Annotated in this window: 11 protein-coding genes; 4 read left to right on the plus strand and 7 right to left on the minus strand. The window is 42.0% G+C overall.

All coding sequences use genetic code 11. The annotated features are described in order from the left end of the window. Positions 1 to 41 precede the first annotated feature (41 nt). Positions 42 to 881 (minus strand): DUF4382 domain-containing protein, encoded by an 840-nt coding sequence (locus tag G3T18_RS08305; RefSeq protein ID WP_224410080.1) that lies wholly within the window; start codon positions 879 to 881, stop codon positions 42 to 44. A gap of 197 nt (positions 882 to 1,078) precedes the next feature. On the opposite strand from G3T18_RS08305, the gene G3T18_RS08310 reads away from it, so the two are divergent. Together G3T18_RS08310 and G3T18_RS08315 are read left to right on the plus strand one after the other, a co-directional pair. Continuing rightward, positions 1,079 to 1,519 carry a ferritin-like domain-containing protein gene (locus G3T18_RS08310; protein ID WP_224410081.1) on the plus strand — a complete coding sequence of 147 codons (441 nt, stop codon included), beginning with the start codon at positions 1,079 to 1,081 and terminating at the stop codon, positions 1,517 to 1,519. A 26-nt stretch (positions 1,520 to 1,545) separates the two neighbouring features. Next, complete coding sequence (locus G3T18_RS08315; RefSeq protein WP_224410082.1) at positions 1,546 to 2,475, plus strand: FTR1 family iron permease; 930 nt, start codon at positions 1,546 to 1,548, stop codon at positions 2,473 to 2,475. A gap of 244 nt (positions 2,476 to 2,719) precedes the next feature. On the opposite strand, the gene G3T18_RS08320 is transcribed toward G3T18_RS08315, so the two are convergent. Then, positions 2,720 to 3,094 (minus strand): ankyrin repeat domain-containing protein, encoded by a 375-nt coding sequence (locus G3T18_RS08320; protein WP_224410083.1) that lies wholly within the window; start codon positions 3,092 to 3,094, stop codon positions 2,720 to 2,722. Between the two features lie 297 nt (positions 3,095 to 3,391). Between G3T18_RS08320 and G3T18_RS08325 the strand changes: the two genes are divergently transcribed. Both G3T18_RS08325 and G3T18_RS08330 read left to right on the plus strand, forming a co-directional pair. Further along, entirely contained in the window at positions 3,392 to 6,136 is a 2,745-nt protein-coding gene (locus tag G3T18_RS08325) for a bifunctional acetate--CoA ligase family protein/GNAT family N-acetyltransferase (protein WP_224410109.1), read from the plus strand. A gap of 179 nt (positions 6,137 to 6,315) precedes the next feature. Then, positions 6,316 to 6,930, plus strand: coding sequence for a CP12 domain-containing protein (locus G3T18_RS08330; RefSeq protein WP_224410084.1), 615 nt, complete (start codon positions 6,316 to 6,318; stop codon positions 6,928 to 6,930). Positions 6,931 to 7,055: 125 nt separating this feature from the next. Here the strand turns inward: G3T18_RS08330 and G3T18_RS08335 are convergent, their stop codons facing one another. The 5 genes from G3T18_RS08335 to pflA form a co-directional block, all read right to left on the minus strand. Continuing rightward, complete coding sequence (locus G3T18_RS08335) at positions 7,056 to 7,316, minus strand: ribbon-helix-helix domain-containing protein (RefSeq protein WP_224410085.1); 261 nt, start codon at positions 7,314 to 7,316, stop codon at positions 7,056 to 7,058. Between the two features lie 48 nt (positions 7,317 to 7,364). Further along, positions 7,365 to 7,706, minus strand: a complete 342-nt coding sequence (locus G3T18_RS08340; RefSeq protein WP_224410086.1) for a XisI protein — start codon at positions 7,704 to 7,706, stop codon at positions 7,365 to 7,367. Then, positions 7,694 to 8,110: an element excision factor XisH family protein gene (locus G3T18_RS08345; RefSeq protein ID WP_224410087.1), complete on the minus strand. Its 417-nt coding sequence runs from the start codon at positions 8,108 to 8,110 to the stop codon at positions 7,694 to 7,696. Before G3T18_RS08345 ends, G3T18_RS08340 begins: the two co-directional genes overlap by 13 nt. A 128-nt stretch (positions 8,111 to 8,238) precedes the next feature. After that, positions 8,239 to 10,917 (minus strand): bifunctional acetaldehyde-CoA/alcohol dehydrogenase, encoded by a 2,679-nt coding sequence (gene adhE / locus G3T18_RS08350; protein WP_224410088.1) that lies wholly within the window; start codon positions 10,915 to 10,917, stop codon positions 8,239 to 8,241. 124 nt (positions 10,918 to 11,041) lie between these two features. Further along, the gene (pflA, locus tag G3T18_RS08355; RefSeq protein ID WP_397333923.1) at positions 11,042 to 11,818 is read right to left on the minus strand and encodes a pyruvate formate-lyase-activating protein; all 777 of its coding nucleotides are present in this window, start codon (positions 11,816 to 11,818) and stop codon (positions 11,042 to 11,044) included. Positions 11,819 to 11,868: the final 50 nt, after the last annotated feature.

The raw sequence follows: 11,868 nt of genomic DNA on the forward strand, positions 1-11,868 counted from the left end.
TTGGCTGAAAAGTTAACAATTAATAACCAACAAGTTTAAGATTATTTGCAGTGACCTTCACCTACATGACCTAAACTAGCGATCGCGTTTTCTAACTTTTGATAGTCTTCGCTGCTTAGTTCCGATTGTAAGGTTTCTTGGTCTACTTCTAGTGTGCCATTTGTCGCTAAAGCTGCCATTGGCTGAAAACCGACTGCTTCTTGGTTGAGAGGATCGTCTGCGGGAGCGTCTGCATCGCCGAAAATATGGTCAAAGTGAAAAGTTGTCTCGACATCCGCAGTTTCTGTACCTTTAAGAATACCTTTGCGATCGTCACCGACAAATTCGCCACATTGGTAAGTTAAAGGTTGGTTAAACCCAATTACAAAGTCTACTGTTTCGCCGTCTTTCGTTGCTGTACCATCGAGAACAATTGTTTTGCCTGCGGTGACATCTGTCTCTCCTGGTACAACTTGCCACGATAAAGCATTATAATTGCCTGCCGGGGCTTCTTTTTCTGCTACTGTAATTGGTTGAGCATCTGCATCACCTTCAGCTAAATCAATAGTAATTGGTTCGCTGATGAGAACTACACTTTCGGAGGCTTTAATTTCTTCAGCAGTATCGGGATCGAAAGGCGGCTCAGTTTGATAAGCTTGAACGTCAGCAAGAGTAACATAGACATTATCAAAGTTGATTTGCCATCCGTCTTTAGTTACAAATCCTTGACGCACAAAATCTTCACCGTTTGCGACGAGGACGAGGTTGCCTTTTTCCCCAGAACTTGCTATAGTCTCACTTTCAGTAGGAGTTTCTACTTCCGCAGTTTCGTTACCGCTACAACTCACAAGTGCGATCGGGGCTAAAAAAGTTAAACTCGCCACTAGCAATAAATTTTTCATTGCTCTTAATGTTCCTCGAATCTTACAAAACTTTATCTTTCTCATTTTTGCTAGTTTTTTCAATACCCCCAGAGGGCATTTTTGTCTAAAATTAGGAGTTATTTAAGGTTTATTTCACTTTTTCAGGCTGGTTGTAATTTACTCTCAAAAGTGCTGAGATAAGTAGAGATACTTATGTTGACGGAAAAAAAATTAAGATGAGAGAGCTAGATCGCGAAAAAACGATTGAACTATTGAACGAGATTATGCAGTTCGAGTTAGCAGGTGTCGTGCGCTACACTCACTACTCGTTGATGGTGACGGGACCAAATCGTATTCCCATCGTCCAGTTTTTTCAAGAACAAGCGACGGAATCTTTAACCCACGCGCAACAGGTAGGCGAGATTCTGACTGGGTTAGAAGGACATCCTACCCAAACTATTGCTCCGATTGAAGAAACTTTCAAACATGAGTTAGAAGCGATTTTAACCGAAAGTCTCAACCACGAACGCAAAGCGCTGGATTTGTATAAAGAGTTACTTGATGTTGTCCATGATGCCAGTATTTACTTGGAAGAATTTGCTCGGGGGATGATCGGTCAGGAAGAATTGCATAACATCGAAATTAAGAAGATGTTGCGCGATTTTGCTTCGTCTTAGTTTTTTGCAAATAATTCTTGACAAAAATGGATTTTAGTGCTATATTGCCGACGTTTGTCGTCACCCTTCGAGAAGGAGTGGAAGCTACGTTAGTTGTAGGAATTGTTTTAGCTTGCTTGAAGAAAGCCGAGCAAACTAAGTTGTATACTTGGGCTTATGCAGGCGTAGGCGCGGGAATTGCTGCCTCAGTGCTAGTAGGATTGGTATTGTGGGGGACAATCCAAAGATTAGCCACCTCAGAAGCTAATTATGCCCCAGTCATCCAGGAATTTTTAGAAGCAGGATTTTGTTTAGTAGCGATCGCCATGCTCAGTTGGATGTTAATCTGGATGACACAACAGGCGAAATCTGTCAAGTCGGAAGTGGAAGAATCAATTACCGCCGCTATAAAATCAAGTAAGGCTGCGGGTTGGGGCGTTTTTACCCTCATTTTCATCGCCGTTTTGCGCGAAGGTTTCGAGACAGTATTATTCATTGTCGCTAAATTTCAGGAAGAATGGGTGCTTCCCAGCTTGGGTGCAGTTGCGGGTTTAGTCGGAGCAGTAATTATCGGTGTCTTGCTGTTTCAGTTAGGAGTTAAAATTAACTTGCGCTTGTTCTTTCAAGTAATGGGCATTTTCTTGTTAGCGATCGTTGGTGGTTTAGTCGTGGGAATGCTCAAAGATATTAACACTGGTGTTAGCATACTTGCTCAACTTAATCCTCAGTATGCGGGATTATGTGCTTCCGAGAGTGCATCTTGCATTTTAGGACCGCAAATTTGGGACGCATCCGACATTTTACCAGACAAAGAATTTCCCGGAATTATCCTCAAATCCTTATTTGGGTATCGAGAGACACTGTATTTAGTGCAAGGAATAGCTTATGTAGTGTTTATGGCGATCGTGGGAACTCTTTATTTCCAATCTCTGAGCGGCGTTTCAACTACTACGAAAAAAGAACCTTCGGCAACTTAAATTTTTTCAGGTGCGTTTTCGTAACGCACCTGAATCTTACAGGACAATAAGTCAAAAATTTAATATTTTTACTGGCTTTGGCTGACTAAAGAATCAATCGAAAAAACTATTCTTGTTCAACTCATAATGAAAATTATTATCTATCGTAGAGAACGAGTTAGTTAGCACATCCTCATTTTTGGAAAACCTTGCTAGCATAGGCTTCGCTCGCTGATAACTGATAACTGCTCACTGCTATATCGCACTATCGTTTTTTCGATTTTGGAGGATAACCTTTGCCTGTCTCGACATATCTTTTTACAGCTACTTTGATTTCTGGATTTGTTAATGGTTCGAGATATTCGATAATGTCTGGAAAACCATTTAATGCAGCAGTTAATAAAGCTGAGTCGCCATAGATAGATTCTGCATTAACATCTGCACCTAGTTTTACCAATAACTTGACAGTTTCCAAGTTTCCCGTAGCTGTGGCAAACATAAGAAAGGTAATTCCCTCTTCAAAAGAACTGCCATGATTTCCATTGACATCACAACCAGCTTTAATTAAAGCATGGATCTTTTCTAGATCTTTTTCTTCAATTGCGTCAAACAAATCGTCTTCAAGATGAGGTTTCCGCATGGCTATTTACGTTCTCCTTTAAAAGAAATAATAAATAAAATTATCTTGAAAATCGATCGCTCCGGATCGAGGTGCTAGTCTATCGTAAAACCTTTGGGATGAAAAACCAACTAGCAAAACGACCAGGAAACTTCCATCTGCCTAAAGGTAGAAAAAGAACTCGCTGGGCGTGAAAACGTAAGTATACCTAAACAAATGCGATCGCGTCCCCCATAGAGATTAAAACATCACAAGCGATCGCCTACCTCCTATCCAAGTTTTGCTAGCTTGTAAGCGTGGAATCGGTAAACAGTGATGATGCAAACTATACAAACTCTCGATCCTGCTCATAATGTCCTAGGCTACGAAGAACAACCTCTTGACGCGATTTTCTTACCGAAGAATGTCGCTGTGATTGGTGCAAGCGAAAAACTCGGTAGCGTCGGGCGTACTTTACTTTGGAACTTAATTAGCAATCCTTTCGGGGGGACAGTTTTCCCGATTAATCCCAAACGCAGCAGTGTCTTAGGAATTAAAGCTTATCCTAGCATTGCCGCAGTACCAGAACCAGTGGATTTAGCGATAATTGCCACTCCCGCGTCAACTGTCCCCGAAATTGTCGCTGAATGCGTGGCGGCTGGGGTAAAAGGCGCAATTATCATTTCGGCTGGGTTTAAGGAAGTTGGTGCGGTCGGGGTAGAATTAGAACGACAAATCCTCAGCAAAGCACGTCAAGGGAATTTACGCATTATCGGTCCCAACTGCTTGGGAGTAATGAACCCAGTCGGTGGTTTAAATGCTACGTTTGCCAATGCAATGGCGCGATCGGGTAATGTGGGTTTTATCAGTCAAAGTGGGGCGCTGTGTACCTCGATTCTCGATTGGAGTTTTCGCGAGAATGTGGGTTTCAGTGCGTTTATTTCCATCGGTTCAATGCTGGATGTAGACTGGGGTGACTTAATTTATTACCTCGGCGATGACCCCAACACCCACAGTATTGTAATCTACATGGAATCGATTGGGAATGCGCGATCGTTTATTTCTGCCGCTAGAGAAGTCGCCCTCAGTAAACCGATTATAGTCATTAAATCAGGGCGTACTGATGCGGCGGCAGCAGCAGCCGCTTCTCACACGGGCGCAATGGCGGGAAGTGACGATGTTTTAGATGCGGCTTTCCGACGCTGCGGGGTGTTGCGAGTCAATACCATTGAAGATTTGTTTAACTTAGCGGAAGTTTTAGCTAAACAACCTCGCCCTAAAGGTAAGCGTTTAACTATTCTTACCAATGCAGGGGGTCCGGGAGTTTTAGCTACCGATGCGTTAATTTCTGGTGGTGGCGAGTTAGCGACTTTATCTGAAGAAACCAAAGCCAAGTTAAATGAATTTCTACCGCCTCATTGGAGTCACAGTAACCCGATCGATATTTTAGGCGATGCCGATCCCGAAAGATTCACTAAGGCGATCGCAACTGCTCTCCAAGATTCTACCAGCGATGGACTACTTGCTATCCTAACTCCTCAAGCAATGACCGATCCGACTCAAACCGCCAAGCAGTTTGTGCAAATGTTAGAAAACGACTCGTTACCCACAAAACCAATTTTAGCTAGTTGGATGGGTGGTACAGGAATTCTTACCGGGGAAGAAATACTCAACGATGCGCGAATTTTTACCTTACCTTTTCCCGATACGGCGGCGGATGTCTTTAACTCGATGTGGCGCTATGCTTATAACTTACGCGGTTTATACGAAACCCCAGTTTTACCGAGAGAAGATGGAGAAAATGCGCCCAACCGTGCCAAAGTTAAAGAAATTATCGATCGCGTTCGTCAAAGTAACCGTACTCTCCTGACAGAATTTGAATCGAAGCAGCTTTTGTCAGCATACAAGATCCCCACAGTAGACACGCGCATCGCTACCTCACCAGAAGAAGCCGTCCAACTCGCAGATAAAATTGGCTATCCTGTAGTCTTGAAATTGTACTCGGAAACTATCACTCACAAAACCGATGTTGGTGGTGTGCGACTTTTACTACAAGACGCAGAAACCGTTAGCAAAGCTTATCAAGCAATTGAAAATTCTGTTGCGGAAAAAGTCGGTAGCGAACATTTCCTCGGCGTCACTGTACAACCGATGCTTAACTTGGAAGGATACGAACTAATTATCGGTAGCAGTCTCGATCCTCAATTCGGTCCGGTGTTACTCTTTGGTACAGGTGGTTCTTTAGTCGAAGTCTTTAAAGACCGTTCTCTGGCTTTACCGCCTCTCAATACTACCTTGGCGCGGCGGATGATGGAACAAACCAAAATTTATACTGCGCTTCAAGGTGTACGCGGACGAGCAAGTGTAGACTTAGAAGCACTAGAGCAAATCATGGTACGCTTTAGTCAGCTTGTGGTCGAACAACCTTGGATTAAAGAGATTGATATTAATCCACTTCTGGCTTCCAGTGACAGGTTAATCGCTTTGGATGCGCGAGTAGTTTTACACGAGATCCAAACTCAAGAGTTACCTAAACCAGCAATTCGTCCCTATCCGATTCATTATGTCAGCAAGTGGCTTACTCAAAATGGCATACCTGCAACGATTCGTCCCATTCGTCCCGAAGATGAACCTTTAGTCGTTAAATATCACGAAAGTCTCTCAGAAGAAAGCGTTTATTTACGTTACTTTCATTTGATGAAACTTTCTCATCGTACTTCCCACGATCGCCTTTCTCGGATCTGCTTTATCGACTACGATCGCCAAATGGCTTTAGTCACTGAATGGACAAATCCCGATAGTGGGGAAAAAGAAATCCTGGGGATCGCCCGTCTTTCCAAACTACATGGCAAAAATGAAGCCGAATTTGCCATGTTAATTAGCGATCGCTTCCAACGTCAAGGAATCGGTACTGAGTTATTGCGTCGTCTTCTCGAAATTGCACGGGAAGAACAACTAGAATACGTTAGTGCCGAAATTCTCTCCCAAAATCGCGCGATGCAGCACATTTGCGAGAAATTAGGCTTCCACCTCAAACCTATTCCTGCCGAATCGATAGTCAAAGCTACCTATAAACTGCGATAATTTCCCCTGGCGATCTGTTTTTTCCGGATATGGTGAAATTCCCAGTAGCTAGACAACTGTTAGAAATTATTCCCCCCTCTTACTGGTTAGGGGGGATTCTGAATGTTTAACTCTGGGGAAAACCTAAGCTATCCTACCCTTGTCGCTATCAATATCTAACTCAATTGGAGATACCCATCATGATGAAAGCATCCGATATTATGACTGAAGATGTCGTCACGATTAAAGGTAGTGCGACTGTAGCTGAAGCAGTGGAATTAATGAGAGAAAATACCATTCGCACTTTACTGGTCGAACGTCGTAACGAACAAGATGCTTATGGTATTATCAGCGAAACTGATATTATCTATAAAGTAGCTGCTTATGGACGCGACCCGAAAAAAGTCCGCGTTTATGAAATTATGAGCAAGCCTTGCGTTGTCGTTAATCCTGACCTTGGTGTAGAATACGTGGCGAGGCTATTTGCTAACACTGGTATTCACTGCGCCCCAGTAATTAAAGGCGAACTTTTGGGGATTATTTCTGTTACTGATATTCTCCATCGTGGTAATTTTGTTGAGGAACCACAAGAAGTTGTTATCGCCCAAGAAATTGAAAAAGCTGTCATCGAAGCCCGCGCTATTTGTCAGGAAAAAGGTGCTACTTCTCCTGAATGTGCTGCTGCTTGGGATATTGTTGAAGAGTTACAAGCGGAAGCTGCTCATCAACGGGCGCAAAAACCTGAGAAAACTTACTTTGAGGAATACTGTGAAGAAAATCCTGATGCTTTTGAATCTCGAATGTACGATACTTAATTGATTTTTTTAACTACAAAAGTCTCTTTGGCTTTTGTAGTTTTTAAGCGGATTTTTAGCTAAAAATATTTGCTTAGTTATTTGATTCTTCGGTGTCAAAAAGCAAAATATCATATAAGTTGTCATTACTGTTGCGATCGATTAATAATATCTTGTTTAAGTTTATTAATTGCTGTTTCACTATCGACTTTTTTTCTTCTTTCTAATTGTTCAATCCCAATATCGATTTCTTTTTGCAGTTCGGCTAAACGCATTTGGGAAACAAAATAACGGTCTTCTAACAATCTTAATCCCTTAGCGATCGCGTCGCTTTTTGAGTTAGCTAAACCACTAGCAATTAGTTGGTTAATTAACTGTTCTTGTTTAGGTGTTAAAAATACTTCCATCTTCTCTCTTCAATCCAGTGCTTTTTCTTATTTTATCAGCAAATTATTTTAGACAACTGCAAAATCGGTGTACTGGCGAATTTTTGGTTCGTGAAATCCTAAAACTATTTCCTCTTTCGGAATACCTGCTGCTACTAAGTCATTAGCAATTCCATAATCTGTTCCGTCTCGTTGTACCCAAACTTTACCATCAATAATGTCTAAATGAATCAAGCAACCATGAATTCGCTTGGGCTGATTTTTGTACCAACCAATAGACATTACTAGATAATGGTCGTTTTCTAGATCGAATACAGTTTGGTTTTGAATCTCCGCATTAGCATATTCAAGCTTAGTGAATTCTGCCAACATTTTAATAATAATTTCGCGGTAAGAGTTTAACTTATCCATCTCACAATCGCCTCCAAATCAGAATTAAAAACAATCAGTTTAATTTTTTTATCTTCCAAGAGAACTTTCCCCAGAGAATCTTCAAATAGTTGAGTAAAAATAGTTTCGCGGATAGCAAGATAAAGTTTTCTTTCGGGATCTGTTCGAGCTAATAAAGCTTCGTCTAAAACAAATTGACCAACCGCATTTCTTAAGTCTTCTACTTCAGAAGGACTAACAAAACTTTTCACCTCAACTGCTATTTTACTATCAATTTTTTCAGCCGCTAAAATTTTTTTTGCACCTAAATCAACGTATAAATCTTTCGATCCCCATCGCAGAAGATAGGGATCGTGAGTAATAGCCCAGCCATCATGAATTAAAGCGTTTTTACAGCTATGATGAAAAATATCTCTTGCAGGCATGGCTGACGATTTCTCAATACTTTATGTTACTAAAATTGCTTTTCCTTTAGTATATCTTGGTCAGAAAAAAGGTGAGCTATTCGCTCACCTAAAATAAACTAGCTAAACTACAAAAGTCTTAATTTTGCTTAAACTCTGGCAACTTCTGGCTCATCTTTGGTTTCACTTTCCACCACACCCCTTGACATATCTACTTCAGTGTGGTAAGCGACAGAATCCAAACGACAACCTTGGTAAGCGAGGACAAACAACTCTTTCAAGTCTCGAATCAAAGGATAGCGGGGATTTGCGCCCGTACATTGGTCGTCAAAAGCTTGTTCGGAGAGTTCTTCTAATTGTTCGTAGAATTCGCGATCTTCGCCGTGTAAAGCTTCTTTAATCGTCAGAGGAATCTCTACTTGTTGCTTGAGATTTTCCACTGCTTCGACGAGTTTCTCAATCTTCTCATCAATGGTATCGCCACCGAGATGCAAATGATCGGCAATTTTCGCGTAACGTTCCTTCGCGTGAGGATATTCGTATTGTGGGAAAATTGCTTGTTTGAAGGGCGCATCTGTGGCATTGTAGCGGATGACATGGGAAATCATCAGCGCATTGGCTAAACCGTGAGGAAGATGGAACGTAGAACCCAATTTATGCGCCATTGAGTGACAAATACCGAGGAAAGCATTAGCAAACGCCATTCCAGCGATCGTTGCCGCATAGTGGACTTTTTCACGCGCTACGGGGTCATCAGCACCTTTTTGGTAGGATCGAGGCAAATATTCCATCAGTAACGCGATCGCCTCTAGCGCTAATCCTTCAGTAAACTCAGTTGCTAACACGGAAACATATGCTTCTAAAGCGTGAGTCAGCGCGTCAATTCCACCATAAGCAGTTAACTTCTTCGGCATATTTAACACCAATTCGGGATCGACGATCGCTATATGCGGTGTTAAGGCATAATCAGCTAAAGGATATTTGATCCCGGTGCGATCGTCGGTAACAACCGCAAAGGGAGTTACCTCGGAACCTGTTCCGGAAGTTGTGGGAATCGCTACCATTATGGCTTTATTTCCTAAAGGCGGTAACTCGTAAACCCGCTTGCGGATATCCATAAACCGAGTCGCTATACCTTCAAATTCTACCTCTGGATTTTCATACATCAACCACATAATTTTCGCTGCATCCATCGGCGAACCACCACCAAAAGCAATCATTACATCTGGTTGGAAGTTATTGATTGCCGCTACTCCTTTATTAATTGTGGTTAAATCGGGATCTGGTTTCACATCATAAAATACTAGATGTTCGATCCCAATTTCATCCAAAATCTCAGTTACTTGTTTCAACATCCCCATATCAAACAGGGGTTTATCGGTAATCAGAAATGCCCGTTTCTTACCCACCAAATCTCTTAAAGCCACAGGCAAACAACCGTACTTAAAGTAGATTTTCGGTGGCACGCGGAACCAAAGCATATTTTCCCGACGTTCCGACACAGTTTTAATATTCAGTAAGTGATGAACGCTCACATTTTCACTCACTGAATTACCACCCCAAGTACCACAACCCAGAGTTAAAGATGGGTCTAACTTAAAGTTATACAAATCGCCGATCGCACCTTGGGAAGAAGGCGTATTAATCAACACGCGACCTGTAGGCAATTGTGATTCAAAATAAAGGATACGGTCTTCATTGGCTGGGGCTGTATATAAAACCGAAGTATGTCCCCGTCCTCCAAAAGCAATTAATTCTCGCGCTGTGGCTACTGCTGCGTGAAAATCGGGTAAGCGATACATTCCTAAAACCGGCGAAAGTTTCTCATAAGCAAAAGGTTCATTAACGCTAACTTCTTCCGCTTCACCAATTAAAACTTTCGTTCCTTCCGCAACCTCAATTCCTGCTAATTCAGCAATTTTGGTAACAGGTTGTCCGACAATTGCCGCATTCAAACGACCTTCTTTCAGCAGAACTCCACGAACTCGATCTGCTTCTTCTGAATTCAAGAAATAAGCGCCGCGATCGCTAAATTCTTGCTTCACTGCTTCATAAACTTCATCAACAACAACTACTGCTTGTTCTGACGCACAAATCATGCCGTTGTCAAAGGTTTTACTCAGCAGAATTGAACTTACTGCAACTCGAATATCAGCAGTTTCATCAATTACCGCCGGCGTATTTCCGGCGCCAACTCCTAAGGAAGGTTTACCCGAAGAATAAGCCGCTTTCACCATTCCCGGTCCGCCTGTTGCCAGAATTAAATTAATATCTGGATGCTGCATAAAAGCTTGAGAAATTGGCAGCGTCGGTTCGTCAATCCAGCCAATAATATCTTCGGGCGCACCTGCCGCTACTGCCGCTTCTAAAACAATTTTCGCCGCAGCTACGGTGCATTTCTTCGCCCGGGGATGGGGAGAGAAAATAATTGCGTTGCGCGTTTTTAAAGCAATTAAGGCTTTAAAAATTGCTGTAGAAGTTGGGTTAGTTGTCGGCACAATTCCGGCTAAAATCCCTACAGGTTCAGCTAACTTTTGAATTCCGTAATGTTTATCAGCTTCGATTACACCGCAGGTTTTTTCCTGCTTGTATTTGTTGTAAATCATTTCTGAGGCAAAATGATTTTTAATCACTTTATCCTCAACTACACCCATTCCGGTTTCTTCTACTGCCATTTTTGCTAAAGGAATTCGGGCAGCATTAGCAGCAAGGGCAGCTTTTTTAAAGATTTCATCTACCTGTTGTTGCGTATAGGTAGCGTATTGGGCTTGAGCTGCTTTGACGCGCTGAATCAGGGTTTCTAGTTCTTGTAGATTAGTTACTGTCATTGAATTTCTCTTAGTGGCTGTTTGGCTTTGTCGTTATCGTTTAGTGCTTATTTTCCAGGCTAACTAACTAGACAAAATTTTTGAGTTAATTAGGGGTTTTCCAGCACTATCTTGCTCTGAGAATTTACTGAACTTCCAAACCGTATTTTGTAAAAGTATCCATTACTTCCTGAACTAATTTTGGTGATGGTGGAAGAGTATCTTTTAATTGGTATTCGTATCCAAGTTGTTCCCATTTATATTCACCCATTTTGTGAAAAGGTAGCACTTCTACTTTTTCGACATTCTGCAAACTGGAGACAAATTTAGCTAATCCTTCGACATTGTGTTGCGGCTCGGTAAGATTGGGTACTAAGACAAAGCGAATCCAAGTTGGTTTGTTAATTTCCTTCAGGTACTTAGCAAATTCTAAGGTAGGTTCTAGGGAAACACTGGTAACTTTTCGATAAATTTTAGGATCGTAGGATTTGATGTCTAAAAGTACCAAATCCACGTAATCGAGAATTGATTGAACAATCTGGACGTTAACGTAACCGGAAGTATCGAGGGCGGTGTGAATACCTAATTCTTGACAGCGACGGAAGATTTCGCCCACGAATTTTGGTTGCATTAAAGGTTCTCCACCTGTTATGGTAACGCCACCGCCAGAAAATCGCATATAGGAGCGATATTTTTCAATTTCGGCGATTAGTTCTTCGACTGTAGTTTCTTGACCATCTTCGATGTGGCGACAGTCAGGATTGTGACAATAGAGACAACGTAGGGGACATCCTTGGGTAAAGATTACGAAGCGAATACCGGGTCCATCAACGGTTCCGCAGGTTTCGATGGAATGAATGCGTCCGGTTATTGGGGATTGGGGATTGGAAGATTCCTTCTCACTCCTGCTCATAATTACCATAATTTTGTTAACTCCTCGATCGATCCCTCTCGGAGAGAGAGGGAATTGTA

The sequence above is a fragment of the Oscillatoria salina IIICB1 genome, from assembly GCF_020144665.1.
Taxonomy (GTDB): domain Bacteria; phylum Cyanobacteriota; class Cyanobacteriia; order Cyanobacteriales; family SIO1D9; genus IIICB1.

Bases quoted from the DNA above. Each gene is read 5' to 3' on its own strand.
- G3T18_RS08305 (WP_224410080.1), bottom strand. From the start codon at position 881: ATGAAAAATTTATTGCTAGTGGCGAGTTTAACTTTTTTAGCCCCGATC.
- G3T18_RS08310 (WP_224410081.1), top strand. From the start codon at position 1,079: ATGAGAGAGCTAGATCGCGAAAAAACGATTGAACTATTGAACGAGATT.
- G3T18_RS08315 (WP_224410082.1), top strand. From the start codon at position 1,546: ATGGATTTTAGTGCTATATTGCCGACGTTTGTCGTCACCCTTCGAGAA.
- G3T18_RS08320 (WP_224410083.1), bottom strand. From the start codon at position 3,094: ATGCGGAAACCTCATCTTGAAGACGATTTGTTTGACGCAATTGAAGAA.
- G3T18_RS08325 (WP_224410109.1), top strand. From the start codon at position 3,392: ATGCAAACTATACAAACTCTCGATCCTGCTCATAATGTCCTAGGCTAC.
- G3T18_RS08330 (WP_224410084.1), top strand. From the start codon at position 6,316: ATGATGAAAGCATCCGATATTATGACTGAAGATGTCGTCACGATTAAA.
- G3T18_RS08335 (WP_224410085.1), bottom strand. From the start codon at position 7,316: ATGGAAGTATTTTTAACACCTAAACAAGAACAGTTAATTAACCAACTA.
- G3T18_RS08340 (WP_224410086.1), bottom strand. From the start codon at position 7,706: ATGGATAAGTTAAACTCTTACCGCGAAATTATTATTAAAATGTTGGCA.
- G3T18_RS08345 (WP_224410087.1), bottom strand. From the start codon at position 8,110: ATGCCTGCAAGAGATATTTTTCATCATAGCTGTAAAAACGCTTTAATT.
- adhE (WP_224410088.1), bottom strand. From the start codon at position 10,917: ATGACAGTAACTAATCTACAAGAACTAGAAACCCTGATTCAGCGCGTC.
- pflA (WP_397333923.1), bottom strand. From the start codon at position 11,818: ATGGTAATTATGAGCAGGAGTGAGAAGGAATCTTCCAATCCCCAATCC.